The sequence below is a fragment of the Mycobacterium sp. PO1 genome (assembly GCF_017312405.1).
GTDB lineage: Bacteria > Actinomycetota > Actinomycetes > Mycobacteriales > Mycobacteriaceae > Mycobacterium.
On the sequence record NZ_BLTG01000059.1, the window covers coordinates 18140 to 44727 of the forward strand.

Here is a 26588-nt window from a genome sequence, read left to right on the forward strand (position 1 = left end):
GTTTTCCCTGGCCCTATCGCAGAATCAGTAACTAAACGTCAAGGAAGCGAACGTCTTTAGCATTTCGGGTGATGAAGCTGCGGCGCGCTTCGACGTCCTCGCCCATCAAGATGGAGAACAGTTCGTCGGCGGCCGCCGCGTCGTCGAGGGTGACTTGGCGCAGCACCCGCACCGACGGATCCATCGTGGTCTCCCACAGTTCCTTGGCATCCATCTCACCCAGACCCTTGTAGCGCTGGATACCGTCGTCGACGTTGATCTTCTTGCCGGCCTCGCGTCCGGCTTTGAGCAGACCGTCGCGCTCGCGGTCGGAATAGGCGAACTCCGGCTCGCTGCGCTGCCATTTGAGCTTGTAGAGCGGCGGCGCCGCCAGGAAGATGTGCCCGTTTTCCACCAGTGGCTTCATGAACCGGAACAACAGCGTCAGCAGCAACGTCGAGATGTGCTGCCCATCGACGTCGGCGTCGGCCATCAGCACGATCTTGTGGTAGCGCAGCTTGGCGAGGTCGAACTCGTCGTGGATGCCGGTGCCCAGCGCGGTGATGATCGCTTGGACCTCGGTGTTCTTCAGCACCCGGTCGATGCGGGCTTTCTCGACGTTGATGATCTTGCCGCGCAATGGAAGGATCGCCTGGAACATCGAGTCGCGGCCGCTCTTGGCCGAGCCGCCGGCGGAATCACCCTCCACCACATACAGTTCCGACTTCCGGGGATCGGTGGAGCGGCAGTCGGCCAGCTTGCCGGGCAGACCGCCGATGTCGGTGGCGCTCTTGCGCCGCACCAACTCCCGTGCCTTGCGGGCGGCCAGCCGGGCCTGGGCCGATGAGACCGCCTTGTTCACCACCGTTTTCGCCTCGGCGGGGTTGGCTTCGAACCAGTGACTGAGCTGCTCGTTGCAGATCCGCTGGACGAAGGACTTCACCTCGGTGTTGCCGAGTTTGGTCTTGGTCTGACCCTCGAACTGCGGCTGGGAGACCTTGACCGAGATGACCGCCGCCAGCCCCTCCCGGATGTCGTCGCCGGTGAGGTTGGCGTCTTTTTCCTTGAGCAGCTTCTTGTCTTTGGCGTACTTGTTCACCACGGAGGTGAGTGCGGTACGAAAACCTTCTTCGTGCGTACCACCTTCGTGGGTGTTGATCGTGTTGGCGAACGTGTGGACCGATTCGGAGTAGCCGGCGTTCCACTGCATCGCGACCTCGACCTCGTGGCCGTCGCCCTTGCCCTCGAAGTCGATGATGCTGGGCTGGATCGCGGTCTTGGTGCGGTTGATGTGCTTGACGAAGTCGGTCAACCCGCCGGGGTAGTGGAAGACGCGATGCTTCACCTTGTGCGGGGCGGTCGCCTCGGCGGCCTTCTCCTCGGCGGTCTTGGGCGCTTCGGCGGTGTCGCTGACCACCTCGTCGGTGATCTCTTCGGCGGCCACCCGCTCGTCGGTGAGCTCGATGGTCAGTCCCTTGTTCAGGAACGCCATCTCCTGCAGGCGACGCGCGATGGTCTCGAAGTCGTAGACGGTGGTCTCGAAGATGTCCGGATCGGCCCAGAATCGGATGGTGGTGCCGGTCTTCTTGGTCTTCTCACCCTGCTTGAGGGTGCCCGGAATCGACTTGTCGTAGGTCTGGAACCACTCGTAGCCGTCCTTGCGGATGTCGGCTTCCAACCGCGTCGACAGCGCGTTGACGACCGAGACGCCGACGCCGTGCAGACCACCGGAGACCTGGTAGGCGCCCTCTTCGAATTTGCCGCCGGCGTGCAGCACGGTCATCACGACGTCGACGGTGGGGATGCCGGTGGAGTGCATGGCCACCGGGATACCGCGGCCGTCGTCGGTGACCTGGACGCCGCCGTCTTCGAGAATGCGCACATCGACCTTGGTGGCGAACCCGGCCATCGCTTCGTCGACGGCGTTGTCGACCACCTCCCAGATCAGGTGGTGCAGACCGCGCTCCCCGGTGGAACCGATGTACATACCCGGACGTTTACGTACCGCTTCCAGGCCTTCGAGGACCTTGATCGCATCGGCGCCGTACTCGCTCGGAGCATTCTTCTTCTGGGCAGCCACGTTGGACGCGTCTCCTTGGATGTTTCGCAGGCAAGCGATCGAGCACCGCTCGCAGGTCTTCGTACAGTCTACCGTTACCGACCGTCAGGACCGATTCTGTGGCGGCGTTTCCACACACCTAATCGCGCCGTGCACGGAATTTCTCGATTCAGGATAGGTCTTGACGCCTCGGAAACACTGCGCTCGCGTCCTGGTGGCTCTCAGGCGCAGCTCCCGGAACTCACCCGTAGGTGTCGCGGGGACCGCGGCCGCGCACGCTGTAGCGGCCCTTCTGCCAGGAAGGACCGACCGGTCCCTGGATCTTCAACGATGTCACGACGCCGTCGCCGACAGCTGCCGCGATCTTGGCCAGCAGCTGCGATTGCACCAATCGCAACTGGGTGGCCCACGCCGTGGACTCCGCCGACACGGTCAACACCCCCTCGTGCAGTGAGGTCGGGGAGGCGTGGGCGGCGATCTGATCGCCGACCACTGACCGCCACCGGCCGAACACCGCCCCTTGGGCGACCCGGTTCGACCATCCCCGGCTGCGCGCCAGTTCGTTGGTGACATTGCCGAACAGTTGCGGGTCGCGACCGTCCGGGCCCGGACCCGACCAGCGCCGCCGCCCGCCACCGGCGACCCGCCTCGGCGGCGGCGCGCTGCGGCCGTGCCCCACGTTCTTCCCCTGCTGGCGCGCCGCGCCCCGGGCCTCCTCGAGGGTGCGGCGCACCAGATCCATACCCGACAAGTGGGACAGATGTGCCGGCGGGCCGGCGGCGGCGCCCTCGCTGTCGTCCGGTTCGTCGCTCACTGCTGCACCTCCGAGATCCGGCCGGCATCCGTGTCCCGCATGGTGATGTCGATGCGCCGCGCGTCCCAGTCGGCCGGGATGTCCTCGGCGACCGCGGCGGTGACCAGCACCTGCTCGGCCGACGCGGCGACCTGAGCCAGTGCCTCGCGGCGTGCGGTGTCCAGTTCGGCGAACACGTCGTCGAGCAGCAACACCGGATCGCTACCTTCGGCTCGCAGCAACTCGTAGGCCGCCAACCTCAACGACAATGCCATGGACCACGATTCACCGTGGCTGGCGAACCCTTTGGCGACCTGCTCGCCCAGTCTGAGCTCGAGGTCGTCACGGTGTGGACCCACCAGACAGACCCCCCGCTCCAGTTCGGCGGACCGGCGCCGACTCAGCTCGTCGAGCAACGCCGCCTCCAGCACCTCGACATCGGCGTTACCCGCGGCGGCCTCGTGCTCGACCACCTCCACGCGGCTGCGGTACCGCACCGACGCAGGCCGCGACGCTGGCGCGAGCAACTGATAAGCCTTCTCGACCTCCGGAGCCAACTCGTTGACGAGATCGATTCGGGCAGCGATCAATTGGGCGCCGTGGGCGGCGAGGTGACCATCCCACACGTCCAGGGTTTGCAGGGCACTGTCATCACCGCGGAACCTGGCACCTGCGGCGGTCTTGAGCAACGCTGTGCGCTGGCGCACCACTTTGTCGTAGTCCGCGCGGACCCCGGCGATCCTCGGCCGCCGCGTGGTGGCCAATTCGTCGAGATAGCGCCGCCGTTCTGCCGGGTCGCCACGGACGAGGGCAAGATCTTCCGGGGCGAACAACACCGCGCGCAGAACACCGAGCACCTCGCGGGCAGACCGGACCGGTGAGCGGTTGAGCCTGGCTTTGTTCGCCCGACCGGAGGTGATGTCCAGATCCACGGCCAACTCGCGGCCCTCGTTGACGACGATCGTCGAGATGATCGCCCGGTCAGCACCGACCCTGATCAACGGCGCGTCCGTGGCCACCCGGTGGGAATTCAGAGTCGCTGAATACCACAGTGCTTCAACAAGATTGGTCTTACCGTAGCCGTTGGGACCCACGAACACCGTCCGCCCCGGAGCGAGCTCGAGCTCGACTCGCGGCCACGACCGGAAATCGGTCAAGACGAGGTGGCGGACGTACACCGATCTTCTCGCTCAGCCGGATTCGCTGATCCGCTTCACCGCGTGTCCGCCGAACTGGTTACGCAGAGCCGAGACCGCCTTCATGGTGGGGGAGTCGTCCTGCCGGGACAGGAATCGCGCGAACAGTGACGCGGCGATGCCGGGCACCGGCACCCGCAACCTGATCGCTTCCTCCACCGTCCAGCGACCCTCACCGGAATCCTCGGTGTAGCCGCTGATCTCGGCGAGATTCGGGTCTTCCTTGAGCGCCTTGGCCAGCAGCTGCTGCAACCACGACCGCACCACTGTGCCGTTCGTCCACGCTTGGTAGACCGCCTGCGGATTCTGAACCAGCTCTTCGGCGGCCAGCATCTCGTAGCCCTCGGCATAGGCAGTCATCAGCGCGTACTCGACCCCGTTGTGCACCATCTTGGCGAAGTGACCGGCACCGACCGGGCCGGCATGGACGAACCCGTCCTCACGGGGTCCGGGCGGGCGCAGCGTGTCGAAAATCGGCATGACGCGCTCGACGTCGGCCTCGGAACCACCCACCATCAGGCCATAGCCTTCAGTCAGCCCCCAGATACCACCCGACACCCCGGCGTCGATGAATCCAATTCCCTTGTTGGCCAACAAGTGTGCGTGAGGCTGGTCCTCGGTGTAACGAGAGTTGCCGCCGTCGATCACCAGATCGCCCTTCTCGAGCACCCCGGCCAAACCGACGATGGTCTCGTTGGTGACCGTGCCGGAGGGCACCATCACCCAGACGACTCGGGGAGAGGGCAACTTCTCGGCCAGTTCCTCCAGCGACGCGACATCGGAAACTTCGGGCCGCGGGTCGTACCCGACGACCTCATGGCCGCCGTCGCGCAGGCGCGCGCGCATGTTGAACCCCATTTTTCCCAGGCCAACCAGACCCAGCTGCATGTCAACGCCCCTTTTCGTGTGTTCGCACCGGTCAGCCGGGAAGGCGAACCGGCATCAACAGGTAGACATAGTCGGTCTGCGACGCCGGGAACGGCCCGGCGCCGGTGGCTGCGGCGTCGTCGTCGCCGGCCGGACGCAACACCGCCGGCCGACTCGGTGTGGTGAACCCGAATGTCACGCGATCGGCGTGCAACGAACCGAGGCCGTCGGTCAGATAGGTCGGGTTGAACGCGATGGTGAGCGGTTCACCGGCGAATTCGACGGGTAGGTCTTCCTCGGCGCGACCGACGTCGTCGGCGCCTGCGGACAGCCGGAGCACACCGTCGGCGAATTCCATCCGAACCTGCGCGCCGCGGTCGGCGACCAGGGCCACACGCTTGATGGCTTCGGTGAGCTCGGCCACGCCCAAGGTGGCCATCGCGGTGTGTTCGGTCGGCAGCAGCTGGCGGAACTTGGGGAACTCCGCATCGAGCAGCCGGGTGGTGCTGCGCTTGCCCTTGCTGCGGATACCGAGCAGACCTTCCTTGCCGACCGCCGGACCGGAGCCGAGAGACAGGTGCACGTCGGCGCCGTCCGCGCCGGCCTTGGCTGCTTCGGACAACGTTTTGGCGGGGACGAGCACTGCGGCCTCGACGCCGGCGGCGTCGGTGGACCAGGTCAGCTCCCGGACGGCCAGGCGGAACCGGTCGGTGGCGGCCAAAACCACTTTCTCGCCGGAGATCTCGACCCTGATGCCGGTCAGCATGGGCAGCGTGTCGTCGCGCCCCGCCGCGACCGCGACCTGGCCGATGGCCTCGGCGAACAGCTCGGAGGACACGACTCCGGTCTCGTCGGGCAGGGTGGGCAGCGTCGGGTAATCCTCGACCGCCATGGTGGGCAGCGAGAAACGTGCACTTCCGCAGCTCAACGCGACCCGCGTGCCCTCGACGCTGACGTCGACCGGCTTGGCCGGCAGCGCGCGCACGATGTCGCTGAGCAACCGTCCGGACACCAAAACGCTTCCCGGAGAAGCGATCTCGGCCGGAATCTGCACCTCGGCGGAGACCTCGTAGTCGAACCCGGAGATCGTCAGTCCCTCGTCGGTGCCGGTGAGCAGCACGCCGGCCAGCACCGGGACCGTCGGCCGGGACGGCAGATTGCGCGCGACCCAGGCAACCGCATCGGCGAAGTCTTCGCGGGCCAGTCGAAATTTCAAATCCGTGAGACCAGCCGTTGTCGTCGCCACGTTCATAGCGTCCCTTCGATGCACACCCCGATAAAGCGTCAATCAGCGGTTTTCCCGCCACCGCACGTGCGCCCGGGCGGGCACAGTGCAGCGAGCGCAACGGCTGTCGATGAACCACCGTAGAGCTTTCCGTCTCAACTTGAAAGCTAATCCATCCCGCCGACATCGGCGACGTTCGGGGCTCTGGGAAGGCCTGTGAGCACGGTGTCCCCAAGACGCTTCTTCTAGAAGAAATTGATGTATTGAGATCAGTAACAGTAGTAGGTGTTGTGCACACTGGGGACAACGTGGTGTCGGCGCTGGCCAGCGGGGTCGTCGACCTGTGAGCAGGGTGTGGATATCAACGGCGCCCTTGGTGACGGGTTGGGGACGGCGCGGTGGTTGTGGACGCGCCTTGGGGTGAATCGCACGGTTGACCTCAGGTAGTGCACAGTGCGGTGCACAGCCTGGTGCTGTGACAGGTGGGGCGGTGGGTACAGAAGTTTTTCTGTCGTTTTCGGCCTGGGCGGCATCGCGGAGCCCGCTGGGGGAGCGGGCGCCCGTCGCGAGGGTGGTGGCTGGACGAGTCGGCGTGCCGTCGGAGGGCGGGTGAAGGCGTCATGCGGTGCGCTGTGTCAGCTGAGTGCGGCGCGCGCTGTGTGAGCTGAGTGCGGGGCGCGCGCTGTCAGCTGGTGCCTCCGTTGGGAGAACGGATGGGCGATCCGGGGAGCGTGCGGGCGCACCGGCAAGGCCACGATCATGTCGTGCGGGCGCCGCCGCGGCGGTGCAGAACAGGTCGCGCGTTCAGCGCTTGGCGCGCTGGCGGATCCGCGTGGTGAGCTCTTTGACGTGGTCGAACACCTCGCGTCGTTCGGCCATCTCGGCGCGAATCTTCTTCTCGGCGTACATGACCGTGGTGTGGTCGCGCCCGAATGCCTGACCGATCTTCGGCAGGGACAGGTCGGTGAGTTCGCGGCACAGATACATCGCGATCTGGCGGGACTGTGCCAACGCACGCGTCTTGCCCGGCCCTCGCAGTTCGTCGACGCTGGTCTCGAAGTACTCGGCGGTGGCGGCCATGATGGCCGCGGTGCTGATCTGCATCGTGGTGGGGTCGGAGATGAGATCGCGCAGCACGATCTCGGCCAGCGACTTGTCGATGGGGGTCTTGTTCAGAGACGCGAACGCGGTGACCCTGATGAGCGCGCCCTCGAGCTCGCGGATGTTGCGCTCGATGCGGCTGGCGATCAACTCCAGGACATCACCGGGTACGTCGAGGCGGTCCATCTGAGCCTTCTTGCGCAGAATGGCGATCCGCGTCTCCAGCTCCGGCGGCTGGACATCGGTGATCAGGCCCCACTCGAAGCGGGTGCGCAGCCGGTCCTCGAGGGTGGCCAGCTGCTTCGGCGGCCGGTCGGAGGAGATGACGATCTGCTTGTTCGCGTTGTGCAGGGTGTTGAACGTGTGGAAGAACTCTTCCTGGATACCGTCTTTGCCCTCGATGAACTGGATGTCGTCGACAAGCAGGACATCGATGTCGCGGTAGGTGCGTTTGAACGACGCCCGACGGTCATCGCGCAGCGAGTTGATGAAGTCGTTGGTGAATTCCTCGGTCGAGACGTACTTGACCCGCATCCCCGGGAACAGCCGCTGGGCGTAATTGCCGGCCGCGTGCAGGAGGTGGGTCTTACCCAGACCGGACTCTCCCCAGATGAACAGCGGGTTGTAGGCCCGGGCGGGCGCTTCGGCGATCGCCAGCGACGCCGCGTGGGCGAAGCGGTTGGATGCGCCGATGACGAACGTGTCGAAGGTGTAGCGCCGGTTGAGGGTGACACCTGAGGCGTCGTCGCCGGCCGAGTTCGCCGCGCGGTTGGCGAAATACGACGGCCAGTTCTCCTCGGCGCTGGCGCGTGCGGCCAGGTCGTCGTCGACATCGTCGTCGCTGTCGTCGAAGGAGGTGCCGTCCGCACCGTCGCCGGTCATGGTTTCGGGATCGAGCGCGGTCATGGTCGACGCCGCGCTGGTCCGCCCGTTGTGTCCGTCTCGACCAGGCTCGTCGGCGGACGCGGTGGCGGGATCGGCGATCCGGACGCCGAGTTCGACGCGCTGACCCAGTTGGCGACTGAGCGCGGCCACGATCGGTTCGCGGAGGTGTCGTTCGATCTCGTTCTGGACGAACGGCGTGGGCACCGACAGCAGGGCGAACCCCTCGGTCAGCACCAGCGGCTGCACGAGCTTGAGCCAGGCCCGCTGTTGCGGGGTCAGCGTGCGACCACCCGCGCCCGGTGAGCCGTTCAGCTCGGTGACGACGTTGTTCCAGATGGTGACGAAGGGGGGGTCGGGGTCAGCGCTCACAGACACTTAACCCCCTCGGGGCCGACGCGAGGGTCGACCTGACGAACGACGACGAATTGTCCACAAAGTTATCCACAGACTGTGGATAGGGGACGCCCGTCGTCGTTGTGTTGTCTACCGGCGCGAACGCTCCACACCGGAGCGCGTCACAGATGATCATCCAGTGGGCTCGCGGCGGAGGAGGCGTCCTCGCTTCGTTGTCGTTCGCCGATCCGTTGTGGAATCGGCATTGCCAGAAGCTAACAGTTTTCTCTCCGAGTGCCAACAGTTCTGCAACATTCCGAGGGCCGTGAACGTGTCGACGTCGGGTGCGGAGATCGCCACTGGCCCAATAGTTCCAGACAAGCGTGACAGGTGGGTCCGGTGTGATGACGGTGACAGTGATCGGGGCGCTGACCGTAGGTTTGACCGAGCGAAATCTCGTCAGTACCCTCGAACAGTCGCCCGCAAGTGGTGATACGGCTGCGACCCGGTGCCACCGGGGACCGCGCCGGCAAGAGTGACGAGCTTACCAACGGCCGTCCGCGTCGCGCTTGGCATGACCGACATCATGCGGGCTGGCGCGTGGCGGTCAAACGCAACAAGGAGTGACTGACGTGGCCAAGGGCAAGCGGACCTTTCAGCCCAACAACCGTCGCCGCGCGCGCGTGCACGGGTTCCGGCTGCGGATGCGCACCCGCGCCGGGCGGGCCATCGTCTCGGATCGGCGCCGCAAGGGCCGTCGCTCGCTGACTGCGTGATCCGGTCCAAGGTCTGACGCGGTGCTTCCGGCTCGGAACCGGATGACGCGGTCGGCCGAGTTCGGTGCCACAGTCAGTCAGGGGATCCGGGCCGCTCAGCCCGACCTCGTCGTATACCGGTTGCGTTCTGACCAGACCGGTGACCCCGGACCGCGGATCGGCCTGGTCGTCTCCAAAGCGGTGGGTAATGCGGTGCAACGTCACCGGGTGTCCCGGCAGCTGCGCCATGTGGCGCGCACCGTCATGGATGAGCTGACCCCCGCGGACCGCATAGTCATCCGGGCACTGCCCGGCAGTCGGCACGCGTTGTCGCTTCGGCTCGAACAGGAACTGCGCACCGCGCTCGCACGGATCTCGGCCCGAGCGGGGGCCGGCGCATGAGCGTGCGATCGGCGCCGGTGCGCGCGCTGGTCTTTCTCATCCAGCTCTACCGCCACACCATCTCTCCGCTGCGACTGCCGACCTGTCGGTTCACCCCCACCTGCAGCCAGTACGCCGTCGATGCGTTGAGCGAGTACGGCTTGCTGCGCGGCGGATGGCTGGCCCTGGTGCGACTGGGGAAGTGCGGTCCATGGCATAACGGAGGATGGGACCCGATCCCGGAGCGGGACGGGCAACCGGACAACCACAGTGAGGCCGCCGACCCGTACGGCGAAGGCGTCACCGAACACCGGGTCAGCCCGGACCACCAAGGGAAGAGTCAGCCGCGTGTTTAATTTCTTCAGCCTCGACATCATCTACTACCCGGTGTCGGGGATCATGTGGGTCTGGTACAAGGTCTTCGCCTTCCTTCTGGGTCCCACGAACTTCTTCGCGTGGGCGCTGTCCGTGATGTTCCTGGTGTTCACGCTGCGCGCGATTCTGTACAAGCCGTTCGTCCGGCAGATCCGCACCACCCGGCAGATGCAGGAGCTGCAACCCCAGATCAAGGCGCTGCAGAAGAAGTACGGCAAGGATCGCCAGCGGATGGCGCTGGAGATGCAGAAGCTGCAGCGCGAGCACGGGTTCAACCCGATCCTGGGTTGTCTGCCGATGCTTGCTCAGATCCCGGTGTTCCTGGGCCTCTATCACGTTCTGCGGTCGTTCAACCGGACCGGCGGCATCGGGTTCGGTCATCTCAACCTGAGTGTCGAGGAGAACGCGCAACTCGCGAACTACTTCTTCAGCGCCGAGGATGTCCGCCACTTCCTGGACGCCAATCTGTTCGGGGCACCGCTCGGGGCCTACATGACCCAGTCTGCGGGTCTGGAGGCATTCACCGAATTCAACCGGACTGCGGTGATCGCGGTGGGCGTGCCGATCATGATCGCGGCCGGTATCGCCACCTACTTCAACAGCCGCGCCTCGGTCGCGAGGCAGAGCCCGGAGGCGGCCGCCAATCCACAGACCGCGCTGATGAACAAGCTGGCGCTGTACGTCTTCCCGCTCGGTGTGGTGGTCGGTGGGCCGTTCCTGCCTCTGGCGATCATCCTGTACTGGTTCGCGAACAACATCTGGACCTTCGGTCAGCAGCACTACGTGTTCGGCAAGATCGAGAAGGAAGAAGAGCAGAAGAAGCTCGAGGCCATCGAGCGGCGGGCGGCCAACGCTCCGGCGCCGGGCGCCAAGCCTCGTAAGAAGAAGGCCGATTCGGCTGGTGTCGCCAACAGCGGTTCCGCCGCGGTCGACGGTACGGAACCCGAGAGCAACGGTGCGGCCAAGGCGGACTCGAACGAGAGTGCGCCCGCGACCAACACCGACTCCGCGGCCAAGTCTGCGGCGCGGAACGGGGCGGTGAACCGAACCCCGAAGCCGGGAGCCCGGCCGAAGAAACGGAAACGTTGACGCGCAGGCGAGCGCGAATGAGAAAGAGGTACGCATGACGAAGTTCGAGACCGCACCTGATGGCGGAGTCGCTGAAACAGTTCAGGATGGCGGAGCCGCCGAAACGGTTGAGGGTGCCGGCGCCACCGGAACCGCCGACACCGATCGTGGAGCCACGGACACAGCTGATGCCGGCGCCACGAGTGCGGCTGACGACAGTGACGGCGCGGCGGGGTCCGGGGACGCTGCGGGCGCCGACGGGGGAGACGAGATGGACGACCCGCTGGTGGCCGAAGGCGAGATCGCCGGTGACTATCTGGAAGAGCTGCTGGATCTCCTTGACTTCGATGGAGACATCGATCTGGACGTCGAAGGGGACCGCGCGGTCGTCAGCATCGACGGCGGGACCGACCTGACGAAGTTGGTCGGCCGTAAGGGCGAGGTGCTCGACGCGCTTCAGGAGCTGACTCGTCTGGCGGTGCACCAGAAGACCGGCGAGCGCAGTCGTCTGATGCTCGACATCGCGCAGTGGCGGCAGCGCCGGCGCGAGGAGCTGACGGCGTTGGGTGAGAAGGTGGCGCGGCGCGTCCTGGAGACCGGGGAGCGGGAAGAGCTATCCCCGATGACTCCGTTCGAACGCAAGATCGTGCATGACGCCGTGGCCGCGGTCAGCGGCGTGCACAGCGAGAGCGAGGGTGTGGAGCCCTCTCGTCGCGTCGTCGTCCTGGTCGACTGACCCAGAGTTACATCCATGTAGTTCGTCCATCGCGCGTTCGGTCGGAGGATGTTTCACGTGAAACGTGCCGAGGTTGCGCCGCCGCCCGTCGCGGTGGACGCGGTGTTCGGTGCTGCCGCCGACGCGGCGGTGCGCTACACCGAGATCCTGGCTGGAGCCGGAGTGGAGCGCGGATTGTTGGGTCCGCGTGAAGTGGCACGATTATGGGACCGTCACGTACTCAACAGCGCGGTGGTCGGCGAGATGCTCGAGTCCGGCGAGAAGGTGGCGGACATCGGGAGTGGAGCCGGCCTGCCCGGGATACCGTTGGCCCTGGCGCGGCCAGACGTGCGGGTCACGCTGATCGAACCGCTCCTGCGGCGGAGCGACTTTCTGCGGGAAGTCGTCGAGGAGCTCGGCATCCAATGTGTGGTCATTCGTGGCCGGGCCGAAGACCGGTCGGTCCGCGACGAGGTGGGGGAGGTCGACGTCGTCGTGTCCCGCGCCGTGGCATCCCTGGACAAGCTGACGCGCTGGAGTTGTCCTCTGCTTCGCACCGGTGGCCGCATGCTGGCGATCAAGGGAGAGCGCGCCGAGGATGAGGTACGTGAGCACGCGCGGGCGATGGCGTCGCTCGGCATGACCGATGTGAAGGTGAAGAGATGTGGGGCGCAATACGTGGACCCGCCCGCAACCGTGGTCGTAGGGTTCCGGAGTATGACGCGAGGGAAGCAGCCGCCAGCGGGAAGGAACCCCAAGTGACGTCGATTCCCGGAGAGCCGACCGGCGCTCCGACGGATGTTTCACGTGAAACCTGGGACAGCCAGGACGTGGATACGCCGATCGGGGCGGAGGCTGAGCGCGCCGTCCGGATGATGCACGCGGCCCAGGGACAGCTGCCCCGGCCGGCCCGCCAGCGAGTGTTCACCATCGCCAATCAGAAGGGCGGAGTCGGGAAGACCACGACCGCGGTCAACATCGCATCGGCACTGGCCCTGCAAGGCATGCGCGTCCTGGTCATTGATCTCGATCCCCAGGGCAACGCCAGCACCGCGTTGGGCATCGAACATCGTCCCGGGACGGCCTCGTCATACGAGGTGTTGCTCGGCGACATCGACGTCGGCGAGGCCGTACAGCAGAGCCCGCACAACGAACGGCTGTTCTGCATCCCCGCCACCATCGATCTGGCCGGTGCCGAGATCGAGTTGGTGAGCATGGTCGCCCGGGAAGGGCGACTGCGCACCGCGCTGTCCGAACTCGAGCAGTACGACTTCGACTATGTGTTCATCGATTGCCCGCCGTCGCTGGGTCTGCTGACCATCAACGCCTTGGTCGCCGCACCGGAGGTCCTGATCCCCATTCAGTGCGAGTACTACGCGCTCGAGGGTGTGGGGCAGCTGCTTCGCAACATCGAGATGGTCAAGGCCCACCTGAACCCAGCTCTTGATGTCACCACCGTCGTGCTCACGATGTACGACGGGCGGACCAAGTTGGCGGACCAGGTCGCGATGGATGTTCGTGCACACTTCGGCGACAAGGTGCTGCAGACGGTGATTCCGCGCAGCGTGAAGGTGTCAGAGGCGCCGGGCTACGGAATGTCGATCATCGATTACGACCCAGGCTCGCGCGGAGCGATGAGCTACCTGGACGCCAGCCGGGAGTTGGCCTACCGAGGAGCGGGAGGGCAGACGCGGTGAGCGTCGAACGGCGTGGATCCTTGGTGAGGAGAAGGGGTAATCGATGAACAACCCGGCGCGTAAACGCAGCGGGCTCGGCCGCGGGCTGGCGTCACTGATCCCGACGGGCCCGGCGGAAGACGGTGAACCGTCGACCTTCGGTCCGCGGATGGGATCGGCAGCTGCCGACGTGGTGCTCGGTGGACCGACCGTGACGCCGCAGCCGGAGGAGTCCAACCCGGCCGGTGCGGTCTATCGGGAGATCGATCCCGCGCAGATCGAGCCCAATCCGCGTCAGCCGCGCCAGGTGTTCGACGAGGAGTCACTCGCTGAGCTGGTGCACTCCATCCGCGAGTTCGGATTGATGCAGCCGATCGTCGTGCGGGCCGCCCCGACGAATCAGGACGATGCAACCGGAGCCCCGCGCTATCAGCTGGTGATGGGGGAGCGCCGTTGGCGTGCAGCCCAGGAAGCCGGCGTCGCGACGATTCCGGCGATTGTGCGGGAGACCGCCGACGACAGCATGCTGCGCGACGCGCTGCTGGAGAACATCCACCGCGTCCAGCTGAACCCCCTCGAAGAGGCCGCCGCGTATCAACAGTTGCTCGACGAGTTCGGCGTCACCCACGATGAACTCGCGTCGCGGATCGGACGGTCCCGGCCGCTGATCACGAACATGATCCGGCTGCTGCGGCTGCCCATCGCCGTGCAGCGCCGTGTCGCCGCCGGCGTTCTGTCCGCTGGGCATGCGCGGGCGCTGCTGTCGCTCGAAGGCGGTCCGGAGGTGCAGGAGGAGCTCGCCGCCCGGATCGTTGCCGAGGGTCTGTCGGTGCGTGCCACCGAGGAAGCCGTGACACTGGCGAACCGGGATGGGAATGCACCGCCCTCCGCACCGCGACGTAAGCCGATCCAGATGCCGGGTCTGCAGGATGTCGCCGAACAGCTGTCGTCGGCCTTTGACACCCGGGTGACGGTGAGCCTGGGGAAGCGCAAGGGCAAGATCGTGGTCGAATTCGGTTCGGTCGACGATCTGCAACGCATCGTCGACTTGATGAACGCGTCGTCGCGATGACCTACCACCCGTGCGAATTACGTCACTGTGACACAGCCCGGCGAACGGGACCGACGCATCGCGCGGTGCGCGGCAAACGCATTGCCGGTCAACACAATTGGATTCAGGCCACGCGCAACGGCCCGAATCCGGGCCGCCGCGGCTCCCTGCGGTCGGCGCCTTCTATCCTGGAGTGGCAACAGTCCATTTCGGAACGGCGACAAGACCCGGGGGTGTAGTGGCCGCTCGCATCACGCCTCTTCGGCTCGAAGCTTTCGAGCAGTTGCCGAAGCATGCACGGCGTTGCGTGTACTGGGAGGTCGACCCGCTCACCGTCGGTGCGGAGGGCCAGCTGTCGGACCCCGAGTTCGAGAAGGAAGCGTGGCTGTCGATGGTCATGCTCGAATGGGGTTCGTGCGGGCAGTTGGCCGTCGACATCCAGGAGGTCGCCGTAGGCGAGGATCCCGCACCCGACACCGGTGATGAGCCATGCCTGGGGTACGTCTTCTACGCCCCGCCGCGGTCGGTGCCGCGGGCCGGACGCTTTCCCACCGGCCCGGTGAGTGCCGACGCGGTGTTACTGACATCGCTGGGCATCGACCCCGGCGAGGCGGCGCAGGAGTTGTCCCGCACGCTGATCGCCGCCGTGGTCGCAGACCTGGTGCGGCGCGGTGTCCGCGCGCTGGAGGCCTTCGGGCGGACTGCGGAGGTCGCCGCGCTGAGCGATCCCGCCCAGCGGCCGGCCGATGTCGTCCCGGTGATGGAAGCGCTGGGGGACTGCTCGGTGGAGCAATGCGTGCTCGACAGCGATCTGCTGCTCGACGCCGGTTTCGTCGTCGTGTCTCACCACACCTATTTCCCCCGGCTGCGTTTGGAGCTCGAGCAGGGCCTCGGCTGGAAGGCCGACGTGGAGGCAGCGCTGGAGCGACTGCTGCAGAGCGCCCAACTGCAAATGGTCGGCTCGGGGTCGTCGTCCGTGGAGTTCGCCTGACCCGAACCGGGCGCGAGAGCTCGTGAGGACAAGGGACGGTCGGGTAGGCATCGTGATCCGCCGGGCCCGAGAATTCGCGGCGTCAGGAACGGCGCCTGGGCGAGAAGGAAAACCGGGGCAGTGAGACATCCGGGCGCCGAAAAACGTTGCGGCTCAAGCGATCGGTCCCGCAGAACGGTGGCCACCGGCGCGAGCGGTCAGCCCTGGCGGGCCTGTTCCACGGACAATTCGTGGGCCAGCAACTCGGCGAAGGTGAACGTGCCGGTGGGACGGTCGTTCTTGCCGAGCAGATAGAGCCGCTTCACCGCGGCGAGGATGCCCTCGGCGAGGGAATCACGCGACTCGGCGGACACCAGCGTGGCGCGGTCGCCGGGATTGGTGACGTAACCGACGTCGACCTGGACGGTCGGCATCCGGGTCAACCGGAGCAGATCCCAGGTCCGGCCGTGCACGCGGCAGTCGCGTAATCCGGTGCGGGCCACGACCTCTCGCTGGATGAAATCGGCGAGGTTACGTCCGATCGTGGACACCGAGCCGTGCGAGTTGCCGAAATGGAAGGACGCCACGCCGTTGGCCGCCGGACTGGGTTGGGTCGCGCAGCGCAGGCTGATCATCAGATCGGCGCCGACGGTGTTGGCGGTGCCGGCGCGCTCGGCGTCAGTGGGGGAGCGGTGGGCCGGACGGGACAGAAACGTCTCCATGCCGATCGCGGTCATCCGGCCTTCGAGGCGACTGGCCAAGTCCCACAGGATGTCTGCTTCGCTGATGGGGCCGGCGGGCCCGTTCATGATGAGCCCGTGGTCGTCGCCGCCGCGCCCCGGATCGATGATGATCCGCTTGCCGGACAGGCGGGGCCCGGAGCTGCGCACCAGCTCCTCCTCGCGGATGGCGTGCGGTGAACCACCGGTCACCCGCGAGCCCAGGAAGTACAGGGACCGCAACGTTTCCGGGCCGCAGATGCCGTCGGGATACAACCCGTACTCACGTTGATACGACGACAGCGCATTGTGCGTCTGCAGACCGAAGTGGCCGTCCACCAAGCCGGTGTAGAACCCGAGATCCTGCAGGCGTGCCTGCAACGTCGCCACGTCGTCGCCGTACATCGGTGCGCCGAACTGGTGGTTGAGGGTGCGGGCACCGAGACGGTAGGAGGCCTCTTTGAGGGCGCGGTAGGTGGCTTCACCGACGATGCCGTCCACCAGCAGACCGCGATGCTGCTGGAACGCGCGCACGGAGTGGTCGAGGTCATCGTCGAAGACGTCGACCGCGACGTGCCTGCCGGTGGTGAGATCGTCGTCGGGATTGTCGATCATGCCCAGGGCCGCCAACGCGGCCCGGATCTCGGTGACCGCACCCCCGCGGTCACCGCGACGCAAGCTCGACATAGCCGTAATTGTCTCAGAAGAGCAGCGCAATCCGGAAAACGTCGGCGCGTTGTTCCGGCCCGCGGCGGCGGCCGCCGCCGCAGCTGAGTCCGCTGTCAGACCAGGTCAGCGAGTTCGCGCAGCAGCGCGGCCTTGCCCTTGGCGCCGACTATGCGCTTGACCGGCTCGCCGTCCTTGAACAAGATCATCGTCGGGATCGACACCACCTGGAAGTCCCTCGCGGTGGCCGGGTTCTCGTCGACGTCGAGCTTGGCGACCGTCAGTGAGCCCGCCTTCTCCGAGGCGATCTCCTCCAGGACCGGGGCGACCATCTTGCACGGTCCGCACCAGGTGGCCCAGAAGTCGACCAGGACCGGTGTGCTCGAGGACAGCACGTCCTGGGAGAACGAGTCGTCGGTCACCGCAACGGTGGCTGCCTCCGTGCCGGAATCGGTCATTGCTGTGCTCCTATCAGGTCGCTGCCGTCGGCGGTGGTCGGGGTGGGGGGAGCGGTTGGGGTCTCGTCGTGGTCGGCCAGCCAGCGTTCGGCGTCGATCGAGGCCGAACATCCGGTGCCGGCCGCGGTGATGGCCTGCCGGTAGGTGTGATCCACCAGGTCGCCAGCGGCGAACACCCCGTCCACCGAGGTGTAGGTGGTCCGTCCGCGGGTCTTGACGTAACCCTCGTCGTCCAGGTCGATCTGTCCACGGACCAACTCGGAGCGCGGGTCGTGCCCGATGGCGACGAACACGCCGGTGACGGCCAGCTCGGATTCTTCGCCGGTGACGGTGTTGCGCAACCGGATGCCGCTGACCTTGGGGTCGCCCTCGATGGCGGTGACGGCCGTGTTGGTCAGGATGGTGATCTTGTCGTTGGCCTGGGCGCGTTCGAGCATGATCCGAGAGGCGCGGAACTCGTCGCGGCGGTGGATGAGCGTGACGCTGCGGGCGAACCGGGTCAGGAAGGTGGCCTCCTCCATGGCCGAGTCGCCGCCGCCGACCACGGCGATGTCCTGGTCGCGGAAGAAGAAGCCGTCGCAGGTGGCGCAAGTGCTGACCCCCATGCCGAGCAGGCTGTCCTCGCCCGGCACGCCGAGATGGCGGGCCGCGGCACCCATGGCCAGGATGACCGAGCGGGCGTGATGGGTTTCGTCGCCGACGGTGACGGTCTTGACCGGTCCGGTCAGATCGACCGCGTCGACATCTTCCATGCGCAGGTCGGCGCCGAAGCGCAGGGCCTGCTCACGCATCTGGTCCATGAGTTCGGGGCCCATGATGCCGTCTTTGAAGCCGGGGTAGTTCTCGACCTCGGTGGTGGTCATCAGCGCGCCGCCGAATTGGCTGCCCTCGAAGACCAGGGGCTTGAGCTGGGCGCGCGCGGCGTACACGGCGGCGGTGTAACCGGCCGGACCGGAGCCGATGACGATGACGTCATGGATGGTGGGTGAGGAGGTCATGCGAGCCTTTCTGCCTGCGGCACGGGTTCTAACAACAGGGTATGCCCGGGTGTTCCCGCAGACCTGCCCAGTGGGGGTGTCGGTGGGTTCACGGCAGGTCCAGACTCCGGCGTGCGAGCAGGCCGGTGTCGGCGGCACTGCAGGTGGAGGCGACGACGACGGCGGTGGCCCGGTCGGGGACCTCGTCGGGAAGAACCAGCACCACGGCAGGACGGCCGGCGACCCGGTCGGTCCGCGCGCCGAGCACCGGTCCGCCGGGGGAGTGGCCTAGCCCGGCCAGGCAGGAGGCGAGCCGCCGCGGATCGGTCAACGGGCCCAGGTCGGCCGGCGCGGACAGCAGCGCGCGTAACTCGGTCTCGGGGACCGGGAAGTCGTCGGGCGCGGCGGTGATCTGCGAGGCGGTCGGTCCGGCCGGGAACGACGGACCCGGCTCGCGGGTGAGGGTCACGGCGCCTATCGCGACCGCCGCGGTGGCGGCCAGCAGCCCGCCTCCGACCGCCACCCGCTGGGGACGGCTGAGGCTGGGCCGGGCGATGCGGTGTTCGGGCGTGCTGGACGCCGCACGCACTGCGGCACCGACCCGGGCGGTGACGTCGGGCGGCGGAACGGGCGCGCCGGACGGATCGCTGCCGAGCCGGGCCAGCTCACCCCGCACCGCGTCGAGGTGGGCGAGGGTGCGCGTGGCTTCGGGATCGTCGCAGGCGCGGCGCCGGATGCGGGCTGCGGTGGCGTCGTCGAGCAGTCCGGCCTGCAGGTCGGCCAGCACCGCGGCGGTGAGTTCGGGCGGATCGGTGCCGGGGTCACGGCCCGCGTGACCGTCCATGGCTGCCCCCGGCTGCTCGTCGACTCCTGCGAACCGTTCGAGGCTAACCGACCGCGGTCACCCGGCGGGGGCACCGGCGGCCAGCCCGTCCAGCGCGCCCGCCAGTTTGGCGCGGGCCCGTGAGCAGCGGCTCTTCACCGTGCCCTCGGGCACACCCAGGATCAGCGCCGTCTCGGCGACTGTGTAGCCCTGCATGTCGACCGCGACGACCGCGGCTCGCTGCTCGACAGGCAGGCCCAGCAGCGCGCGCTCGACGACGAGAGCGGTGACGAGCCGACCGGTCGGGTCGGTAGCCGGACCGGCGTGCTCCTCGAGTACCTCGCACGAATGCACCCGGTTGCGCCGCAGCCGGTCCAGGCAGGCGTTGACGACGATGCGATACAGCCAGCTGCTGACCGTGGAGTCGTGGCGGAACCGGTGCGCGGATCGGTGCGCGGCGAGCATGGCGTCCTGCAGCGCGTCGGCGGCGTCGTCGGGGTTGCGGCTGGTCAGCGTCGCCAACCGGTAGAGCTGCCGATGGTGGCGGTGGAACAGCTCCTCGAATGCGTATCGGTCGCCGCGGACATGCGCGTCGAGCAACTCGGCGTCACTGAGCAGTTCAACGTCACTGAGCAGTTCAACGTCACTGAGCGGTTCAACGTCACCGAGCGGTTCAACGTCACCGAGCAGCCGTTCCCTGCGATGTGCACGTGCCCCGAAGATCCCCACAGCCGAACACTAAGGGCACCGACAGGGGGTGTCGGACACCAGTTTCTGGCGTCCACGCTCATCTGCGCCGACCCCGGTGCGGTGCTGGGGATGGACCCGGTCAGGACGCCGCGCGCAGCGTGATCTCGGCGATGTCGGAGCGGCTCTCCCCGCCGACGTTTCCGAGCTTGGTGATCCACACCAGCACGTGTGACGTCGGTGCCGCGTCCTCGACGTCGATGGTGTTGGACCCCGGTCGAAGCGCAGTGGGCTGGGTCAGTGCGGTGGTGTCGTCCAGCGAGGACGGGGTGGCGGTGGACGACGAGCGGATCTGCACGGACGTGCCGGTGCTGTTGAGGTTGATCGTCACCGATCCCAGCGTCGCCGGCTCCGGCAGCTGCAGCATCAGGCCCAACCCGTTCTTGAAGTTCGGGAACGGCTCCGGGTCGCTGTAGGTGTCGGTGGGCCACACCGTGCTCGGGTCGCCGTCGATGGCGAGCTCGGCCAGATCGGGCGCGTCGGCCTCACCTTCGGGGGAGAACACGGTGACCGAGCTGGGTTCGATCACCTGCCCGGCGGTCTGCGGCTCACTGGTCTGTTCCGAGGATTCGGTGGGCGAGTTCAGGCCGAGTTCGTCGCCGCCCAGACCGTCGTCGACGTCGCCGAAGATGTTGCTGAGCACCGTGCCCATCAGCACCACGAACAACACGAGCACGGCAGCGCCGACGCTCAGGCCGATGATCAGGCCCTTGCGGCGTCGCGCTTCGGCCTCGGGGTCGGGCTCGGGCTTCCAGTCCTCGGCGGCGGGTTCGGGCGCGGCCTCGACGGGGGCGAGGTGGTCGGTGCGGTCGGCGACCGCGGTGGCCTGCTGCAGCAGGTTCAGCAGGGTGCCGGCGCTGCGGATCGCCCCGCCGTCCTGGACGGCCCGGATGGCCGCGGCCGAGATCTGGAACGGGATGTCGCGGTCCACCGTCTTGGGTTCGACGGGCTGGCCGGCGGCGTCGCGGTCGGCCTGCGCCAAGCCGCTGGGCTCACCGCGTTCGGGCAGTGGCCAGCGGTTGACCAGCAGGGCGTACAGCGCGGCGCCGATCCCGCGGATGTCGTTCTCGGGGGTGGCGTCGGGCAGCGTCGCCGGAAACGCCAGCGCGACGTCGCCGTCGATGCTGACCCGGATCCGGCTGGGGTGATCCACCGACAACGCGACGCCCTGCCGGTGCGCGACGTCGGCGGCCGCGGCCAGGGACTGCACGGCCCGGGCACCGCCGATCGGGGAGGGCGCGGTGTCGGCGACCTCGACCAGCGATCCGCCCCGGATCCACTCCGAGACGACCAGGCCTCCGGAGCCGCTGCTGACGACGTCGAGGACACGCGCCACACCGGGCATGTCGATGCGTCCGAGTCGCTGGGTGCGGGACAGGATCTCCTGCACCTCGTGGTCGGGCATCGTGCCGTCGGGGTCGACGAACGTCAGGGCGACCTGTCGGTCCAGCGCGGTGTCCAGGGCCTGCCAGAACTGCAGGTTGGCGGGTCCGCCGTGAAAAACCAGCAGCCGGTAGCGGCCGGCGGCGATCGTCGCGCCGGGAATGAGGTGGACGTCGTCGCCGGACAACGGCGTCTCGACGGTCTGTTCGCGCGGGGATTCGAACGCCACCGGTTCGCGGGTCGGGTCACCGGCGTAGTCGTTCGCGGGCCGGCGACCCTCCGATGCCGACACCGGATCGGGCTTCGCGGCGGCGGGCACGTCCGGCTGGAAGTCGTCGGCCGCGGGACCGGTCGGCCGGGAGAGACGAGTGGTTTCAGGGCTGTCCGCGGAATCGTGATCGGCCGGAGAACCGTTTGCGGGTCTGTCGCTCACCGCGGATCCTCTCCCCCTCCTCCAGTCGTCGGCGACGTCGGCCGAAGGTCCGCGCTGCACCGGATCGGGCTGCTGGTGGCGGTGCGGCGAGGACGAACTCTTGCGATCAGGGTACGTGAGGGACCGCCCGGATCGTGGCGGGACGGACGGTAGAGCGCGGGCAGGCGGGGTTGCCCGGCGGGATCCGAGGCGGCGGCGCACCAGCGCCAGTGCGGCCTCGGCCTCGGGTACCCGGGCCGCGAGCAGCACCCCGACGATGACGGGCACCATGATCAGGCCCAGGACGGTCAACCGCAGCAGGGAACCCCCGCCGCCCCACTGATCGGTCAGCACCTCCAGACCGAGCACGCGATCGGCGATGTGTGCGAGCAGGCCCCCGCCCAACGACGCGGTGATGGTGACCAGGATGGTTCGGACCACGTCGAGGCTGAGCAGGTGCCCGTCCGGTGGATTCAGCCGTGACCGCAGCAAAAAGTGGCCGACCGCGGCCCCGGCGAGGAAGCCCAGCCCGTTGGCCAGACCCAGGTAGCCGGCGACCAGCTTCGGGTCGTCGGTCAGGTGCGGCGCCGCCACCGACGCCGCGATCTTCACCGCGGTGATCACGACGATCAGCACTATCGGCGTCCACGGCTCCTCGCGGGCGTAGAAGACCCTCAGCTGCAACAGCAGCAGGGTGTAGGGGATCAGCGTGAACGCCGACAGGGAGATGGCGACGCCGAGGTAGCCCGCGTCGGCTGCCCCGAAGTTCCCGTAGGAGAACAGGGCGCTGCCGATCGCGGGCCCGCCGACGGTCATCATCGCGACGATCGGGATCAGCGTGACCATGGTCAGGCGGGTGGCCAGCGACAGGTCGGCCAGCACTGCGGGGCCGTTCTCGGCGGCCGCGTTGCGGGACAGCCGCGGCATCACCACGGTCAGCACGGTGACGCCGATGATGCCGAACGGCAGCTGCAGGATCAGCCACGTGTAGTTGTAGATCGCCGGCCCCGAATCGGCTGCGCCGGCAGCGATCCGGTTGCCCACCACCAGACCTGCCTGGCTGATGAGCACATAGAGCACCATCGCCAGCGCCATCATCCCGAACTTCTTGAGCCGGTCGTCGATACCCCACAGCGGCCGCATGCTGACGTGGCGGGCGCGCAGCGCCACGAACACCACGGCGGCCTGGGTGATGACACCCAGCGTCGTACCGATGCCGAGCACCAGCAGTTTGGCGGTGCCCATCGCGACCGGGTCGACGGACAGCTCGCCCGGGACGAGCGCGAACAGCCCGAGCGTAACCAGGGCGACCATGTTGTTGACCACCGGCGCCCAGGCCGGCGGGCCGAACACGTTGCGGGTGTTGAGGATCGCCATGAACACCGATGACAGCCCGTAGAAGATGATCTGCGGCAGCAGCAGATACGCGAACGCGGTGGTGAGCGGGCGGTTGACCTCCGGATCCGACCCCAGCATCAGGTTCACCAGCTGCGGCGCCGCCACGATCGACACGGCCGTGACGGCCAGCAGCAGCGTCGTGGCCAGCGTGAGGAGGCGGCGCACGAACGCCGCTCCGCCGTCGGGGTCGTCGCGTTCGGCGCGGGCGAGCACGGGCACGAAGATGGCGGTGAACGTGGCCTCCAGCACCAGCGCCGCGATCAGGTTGGGCAGCTGGTTGGCGACGGTGAAGGCACTGAGCAGCGGCCCGCCGAGCAGGATGGCCAGCAGCACCATCCGGGCGAACCCGGTGAGCCGGCTGACCAGCGTGGCGATCGCCATCCCCCAGGAGCGCGACACGACCGCCGAATCGGACAGCTCGGGGCGCGGCGCGGGACCGTTCGCGGTGCGCCGTACCGAATCACTCACCGGTGCCACCGGTGGTCGTCGAGGTGCGTCGCCCGCGGGAACCGTCGCGACCGCGGGTGGCCCGGTCCGCCCTGTCCCCGGTGTCACGGTCCCCGGTCTCGTGGCCGTCGTCGCTGTCGTCCCATGCCAGCGCGACCTCGATCGGGTCCGGGCGGTCCAGGTCCGCGCGGTCGGGCTGACCGCGGAACCGGTGCCACAGTCGCCGGCCCACCAGCAGCACCAGCACCACCCCGCCGGTCAGCGTGATGAAGAACAGCACCTTGCCGTAGGCGTTGGAGTGCACCGACAACCGCACCGGTTCGCCGAGTGGCAGACCGTCGGCGGTGCGGAGCGCGACGTCGACCGCCACCCGTTGGGTGAAGTGCACCTCGATCGGCACCTTCAGCGGCAGGAATCCCGGCGGCAGCACGATCTCGCCCATGTCGGTGACCGTCATGCCCGGCGGTGCGTCGATGTCGAGCCGGACCCGGATCGGCACGGGCAGGTCGTTGCGCAGCGCCAGCGGCAGCGGGCTGCGCTCGGTGGCGAGCGTGTAGGAGCCGCTCGGATTGACGATGGTGACGGCGTTGAACAGGTCCTCGACGGTGCGCCCGACAGTGGTGAGTCGCTGCTGGGCCAGACCGTTGCGGGCGTCGGGCGGCACGGACTGACTCAGCGCCCGCAACAGATCCTCGCGCAGCGGATCGGTGTAGCTGAACCCGGTGAGGCCGGTGCGCTCATCGGTGGTCAACGCGGAGGTCAGCCCCCACAACCGGCCCGTCACGGCGGCGATTCCGGAGATCACGCCGTCGTCGAAGCGGCCTCGCGGATTGCCCGGCACTCCGCGCGGCAGCGGGGCCGTCTCCGCCGTCGCGGCCGCGTCGGCGATGACCTCGGGCAGCGGGCGCGGCTCGGCGAGACCGGAGCGGATGCTGCTGGCGAGGGCGGTGAGGATCGCCTGGGCGTCGTCGGCGCTGAGATTCCACACCAGCGGCGGCATCAGGATCTGCTCGCGCGGCGCCAGGTCGGGATTGAGTGAGCGCCACAGCAGGGCGCCGAGCGCGTCCTGGCGGCGGGCCACGGCGGAATCCTGTTTGAGCGGGATGTCCAGCGACGGTTCCAGATAAGTCGGTGTCTCCGGGTTGGTGCCTGCGCCGCCGAGCGCCGCCCCGACGGCGGGGTCGAACAGCGCCGCGGTGACACCGGGGGTGAACCGCACCGGCACCGCGTCGGCGGTGGCGGGGGTGTCGTCCACCGCATCTCCGGGGCCGGCCAGTGGCGCGGCCCCGATGGCGACGGTCCCGGCGGGACCGTAGACGTCGGACAACAGGCGCACCGCGGGCGCGGTGACCGGGCCGTCGCCGATCAGCGTGGCGCCGCGGATCGCGGTGGTGCCGAGCAGGCGGTCGACGATGTCGGCGCCGGTGGTGGTTGCGATCGTCGACAGGCCCGGGTCGCCCACCCGGCGCAGCGCGTCGAGGTCGGCCTGGGCGTACACCGTCGGCGCGACGCACATGCGCTGGGCCAATGTCGTCAGTCGGGCGAGCCAGTCGGTGGCGGCCTGCTGGCCGGTGCCCGGATGCGTCGGGGTGCCCGCGCCCGCGTCGGCGGCGTCGTTGACGACGTAGCCGGCCGTCATGGCGCTGACGGTCACCAGCAGATCGGGATCCACCGCCAGGCACAGCGCGCGGGTCACCTCGCCGGCGGGATCGACCTCCAGACTGGTCGCGAACTCCACCGCCGACAGCATGGTGTCCAGCCGTCCACCCGGGGCCAGCGACGTCGCGAGCTCGTCGTCGATGAGCCGAACCGGAGCAGTGCCGCCGGGCTGTCCGCCGGCCAGCCGGGGCCGGTCGGCCAGCGGCCAGAACATCGTCAGGCCCACCGGGCGGGTGGTGTCCGGCGGTATCGCCGACTCCAGCGTGTTCGCCCCGGACCGTTCGGCCCCGGCCTCGGGCGGAACACCCATGACCGGCAGCAGGAAGCGGGTGTCGTCGAGCCGGGCCGGCGCGCCGTAGTCGGGGGTGCCGTTGACGTTGACCAGGACCGGGTAGACGCCGGGGTCGTCGATGTCCAGCGACGCGTAGGTGGCGGACCGTACCGGGGCGGCCAGCCGGAACGGCACCTCCTGGCCGCGGGCCATCTCCGGGGCGACGGTGATGAAGTCCGACACCGGTTGGTACTGGTCGAGGTTGCCGGACAGATCCGTGCGCAGCGACGTCGAGGCCGTCACCGCCGGCGCGTGTTCGAGCCGGACCACCACATCGCGCACCGGCCGGTCACCGATGTTGCTGACGGTGCCGGTGACCGTCACCAGGGGTTCGCTGGTGGTCGTCATGACATCCGGGGTCACGGTGTCGATGGTCAGCCGCAGGAACTGGTCGGCCGCGGGCTGGGCGTGCGCAGCGACCGCTCCGGTGGGCGCCACGGCGAACGACAGCGCCAGGACCGCGGTGGCCAGCCGCAGCCATGCCCGGTGTGCCCGCCTCGTCACGGTCCTTGTCCGCAGCCGTTCGTCCGCCGGCCGTTCTGGGGTTGTGCGGTGGGGTCGGGTCGGTGTCTGCGGGTGTGCGAATGGGTCTGGCCGCGCCGGCGCGGTGTTGTCGTCGGCAACGGCGGCAACGCCTCGAGCCCCTCGGTGTGCAGGGTGTCGATCAGCTGGTCGGCGACCGCGGCCAGCCGCCGTTCGTCGGCGTAGGCCAGTTTGGCGGGCAGCTCGTGCAGCGGCACCCAGGCCACTTCGGTGACCTCGATGTCCTCGTCGGAGAGCTCACCGTCGAGAAACCTCATCAGGTAATGGTGCACGGTCTTGTGCACGCGTCGGCCCTCGGTGACGAACCAGTAGTCGATGCTGCCCAGGGCGGCGAGCACGCTGCCCTGGATGCCGGTTTCCTCGGCGACCTCGCGGATCGCGGTCTGTTCGGCCGTCTCACCCATCTCGATGTGGCCCTTGGGCAGCGACCACAGCATGCGGCCGCGACGGTCGACGCGCCCGATCAGCGCGGCGACCTGGCGGTCCTTGGGCCCGTCGATCCCGTCGATCACCAGCCCGCCGGCCGACGTCTCGTGCACGGTGCGCAGCCGGTCCGGGGGTCGGCGGGGTCGCGATTTCTGGGCTTTGGGGGAGGG

The 26588-nt window shown here is 68.0% G+C and carries 23 protein-coding genes; 9 read left to right on the forward strand and 14 right to left on the reverse strand.

The genetic code is table 11. From position 1 onward, the window contains the following. Positions 1–31: 31 nt before the first annotated feature. The 6 genes from gyrB to dnaA all read right to left on the reverse strand — a co-directional run bounded on the left by gyrB (position 32) and on the right by dnaA (position 8474). Entirely contained in the window at positions 32–2059 is a 2028-nt protein-coding gene (gene gyrB, locus J3476_RS19055) for a DNA topoisomerase (ATP-hydrolyzing) subunit B (RefSeq protein WP_207067941.1), read from the reverse strand. Positions 2060–2279: 220 nt separating this feature from the next. Then, the gene (locus tag J3476_RS19060; protein ID WP_207067942.1) at positions 2280–2852 is read right to left on the reverse strand and encodes a DUF721 family protein; all 573 of its coding nucleotides are present in this window, start codon (positions 2850–2852) and stop codon (positions 2280–2282) included. Next, positions 2849–4009 (reverse strand): DNA replication/repair protein RecF, encoded by a 1161-nt coding sequence (gene recF, locus J3476_RS19065; RefSeq protein WP_207067943.1) that lies wholly within the window; start codon positions 4007–4009, stop codon positions 2849–2851. The genes J3476_RS19060 and recF overlap by 4 nt, the downstream gene beginning before the upstream one ends. A 12-nt stretch (positions 4010–4021) precedes the next feature. Then, positions 4022–4915, reverse strand: coding sequence for a phosphogluconate dehydrogenase (NAD(+)-dependent, decarboxylating) (gene gnd / locus J3476_RS19070; protein WP_152514806.1), 894 nt, complete (start codon positions 4913–4915; stop codon positions 4022–4024). A 31-nt stretch (positions 4916–4946) separates the two neighbouring features. Beyond that, complete coding sequence (gene dnaN / locus J3476_RS19075) at positions 4947–6146, reverse strand: DNA polymerase III subunit beta (protein ID WP_207067944.1); 1200 nt, start codon at positions 6144–6146, stop codon at positions 4947–4949. Positions 6147–6923: 777 nt separating this feature from the next. Continuing rightward, complete coding sequence (gene dnaA / locus J3476_RS19080) at positions 6924–8474, reverse strand: chromosomal replication initiator protein DnaA (protein WP_207067945.1); 1551 nt, start codon at positions 8472–8474, stop codon at positions 6924–6926. Between the two features lie 596 nt (positions 8475–9070). Between dnaA and rpmH the strand changes: the two genes are divergently transcribed. The 9 genes from rpmH (at position 9071) to J3476_RS19125 (ending at position 15450) form a co-directional block, all read left to right on the forward strand. After that, positions 9071–9214 carry a 50S ribosomal protein L34 gene (gene rpmH / locus J3476_RS19085; protein WP_014818477.1) on the forward strand — a complete coding sequence of 48 codons (144 nt, stop codon included), beginning with the start codon at positions 9071–9073 and terminating at the stop codon, positions 9212–9214. Positions 9215–9235: 21 nt separating this feature from the next. Next, positions 9236–9595, forward strand: a complete 360-nt coding sequence (gene rnpA, locus J3476_RS19090) for a ribonuclease P protein component (protein ID WP_207067946.1) — start codon at positions 9236–9238, stop codon at positions 9593–9595. After that, on the forward strand, positions 9592–9930 hold the full coding sequence (gene yidD / locus J3476_RS19095; RefSeq protein WP_207067947.1) for a membrane protein insertion efficiency factor YidD: 339 nt from the start codon (positions 9592–9594) through the stop codon (positions 9928–9930). The genes rnpA and yidD overlap by 4 nt, the downstream gene beginning before the upstream one ends. A 43-nt stretch (positions 9931–9973) precedes the next feature. Then, complete coding sequence (gene yidC / locus J3476_RS19100; protein ID WP_286183351.1) at positions 9974–11038, forward strand: membrane protein insertase YidC; 1065 nt, start codon at positions 9974–9976, stop codon at positions 11036–11038. A gap of 34 nt (positions 11039–11072) precedes the next feature. Further along, positions 11073–11753, forward strand: coding sequence for a R3H domain-containing nucleic acid-binding protein (locus J3476_RS19105; RefSeq protein WP_207067949.1), 681 nt, complete (start codon positions 11073–11075; stop codon positions 11751–11753). 57 nt (positions 11754–11810) lie between these two features. Further along, positions 11811–12494, forward strand: coding sequence for a 16S rRNA (guanine(527)-N(7))-methyltransferase RsmG (gene rsmG, locus J3476_RS19110; RefSeq protein WP_207067950.1), 684 nt, complete (start codon positions 11811–11813; stop codon positions 12492–12494). Beyond that, positions 12395–13429, forward strand: a complete 1035-nt coding sequence (locus J3476_RS19115) for a ParA family protein (protein ID WP_239343468.1) — start codon at positions 12395–12397, stop codon at positions 13427–13429. The genes rsmG and J3476_RS19115 overlap by 100 nt, the downstream gene beginning before the upstream one ends. A gap of 43 nt (positions 13430–13472) precedes the next feature. Next, positions 13473–14480: a ParB/RepB/Spo0J family partition protein gene (locus J3476_RS19120; protein WP_207067951.1), complete on the forward strand. Its 1008-nt coding sequence runs from the start codon at positions 13473–13475 to the stop codon at positions 14478–14480. Positions 14481–14697: 217 nt separating this feature from the next. Beyond that, positions 14698–15450 carry an acetyltransferase gene (locus J3476_RS19125; RefSeq protein ID WP_207067952.1) on the forward strand — a complete coding sequence of 251 codons (753 nt, stop codon included), beginning with the start codon at positions 14698–14700 and terminating at the stop codon, positions 15448–15450. A gap of 197 nt (positions 15451–15647) precedes the next feature. On the opposite strand, the gene J3476_RS19130 is transcribed toward J3476_RS19125, so the two are convergent. The 8 genes from J3476_RS19130 to J3476_RS19165 all read right to left on the reverse strand — a co-directional run. Next, entirely contained in the window at positions 15648–16835 is a 1188-nt protein-coding gene (locus J3476_RS19130) for an N-acetylmuramoyl-L-alanine amidase (protein WP_152519417.1), read from the reverse strand. Positions 16836–16930: 95 nt separating this feature from the next. Continuing rightward, complete coding sequence (trxA, locus tag J3476_RS19135; RefSeq protein ID WP_207067953.1) at positions 16931–17272, reverse strand: thioredoxin; 342 nt, start codon at positions 17270–17272, stop codon at positions 16931–16933. Beyond that, positions 17269–18270, reverse strand: a complete 1002-nt coding sequence (gene trxB / locus J3476_RS19140) for a thioredoxin-disulfide reductase (protein WP_207067954.1) — start codon at positions 18268–18270, stop codon at positions 17269–17271. Before trxB ends, trxA begins: the two co-directional genes overlap by 4 nt. A gap of 88 nt (positions 18271–18358) precedes the next feature. Then, positions 18359–19093, reverse strand: a complete 735-nt coding sequence (locus tag J3476_RS19145; RefSeq protein WP_207067955.1) for a hypothetical protein — start codon at positions 19091–19093, stop codon at positions 18359–18361. A gap of 57 nt (positions 19094–19150) precedes the next feature. Then, positions 19151–19708 (reverse strand): RNA polymerase sigma factor SigM, encoded by a 558-nt coding sequence (gene sigM, locus J3476_RS19150; RefSeq protein ID WP_207067957.1) that lies wholly within the window; start codon positions 19706–19708, stop codon positions 19151–19153. 193 nt (positions 19709–19901) lie between these two features. Beyond that, complete coding sequence (murJ, locus tag J3476_RS19155) at positions 19902–23393, reverse strand: murein biosynthesis integral membrane protein MurJ (protein ID WP_207067958.1); 3492 nt, start codon at positions 23391–23393, stop codon at positions 19902–19904. Positions 23394–23472: 79 nt separating this feature from the next. After that, complete coding sequence (locus J3476_RS19160; RefSeq protein ID WP_286183349.1) at positions 23473–25953, reverse strand: DUF6049 family protein; 2481 nt, start codon at positions 25951–25953, stop codon at positions 23473–23475. After that, positions 25950–26588 (reverse strand): NUDIX hydrolase (locus J3476_RS19165; protein ID WP_286183350.1); only part of this gene is annotated, 639 nt, incomplete at its 5' end. The genes J3476_RS19160 and J3476_RS19165, both read right to left, overlap by 4 nt.

Coding starts and splice junctions, on each gene's coding strand:
- J3476_RS19105 (WP_207067949.1), top strand. CDS start 11,073: ATGACGAAGTTCGAGACCGCACCTGATGGCGGAGTCGCTGAAACAGTT.
- J3476_RS19145 (WP_207067955.1), bottom strand. CDS start 19,093: ATGGACGGTCACGCGGGCCGTGACCCCGGCACCGATCCGCCCGAACTC.
- dnaN (WP_207067944.1), bottom strand. CDS start 6,146: ATGAACGTGGCGACGACAACGGCTGGTCTCACGGATTTGAAATTTCGA.
- trxB (WP_207067954.1), bottom strand. CDS start 18,270: ATGACCTCCTCACCCACCATCCATGACGTCATCGTCATCGGCTCCGGT.
- J3476_RS19130 (WP_152519417.1), bottom strand. CDS start 16,835: ATGTCGAGCTTGCGTCGCGGTGACCGCGGGGGTGCGGTCACCGAGATC.
- trxA (WP_207067953.1), bottom strand. CDS start 17,272: ATGACCGATTCCGGCACGGAGGCAGCCACCGTTGCGGTGACCGACGAC.
- J3476_RS19115 (WP_239343468.1), top strand. CDS start 12,395: ATGTGGGGCGCAATACGTGGACCCGCCCGCAACCGTGGTCGTAGGGTT.
- yidC (WP_286183351.1), top strand. CDS start 9,974: ATGTGGGTCTGGTACAAGGTCTTCGCCTTCCTTCTGGGTCCCACGAAC.
- murJ (WP_207067958.1), bottom strand. CDS start 23,393: ATGGCGATCGCCACGCTGGTCAGCCGGCTCACCGGGTTCGCCCGGATG.
- J3476_RS19120 (WP_207067951.1), top strand. CDS start 13,473: ATGAACAACCCGGCGCGTAAACGCAGCGGGCTCGGCCGCGGGCTGGCG.
- yidD (WP_207067947.1), top strand. CDS start 9,592: ATGAGCGTGCGATCGGCGCCGGTGCGCGCGCTGGTCTTTCTCATCCAG.
- gnd (WP_152514806.1), bottom strand. CDS start 4,915: ATGCAGCTGGGTCTGGTTGGCCTGGGAAAAATGGGGTTCAACATGCGC.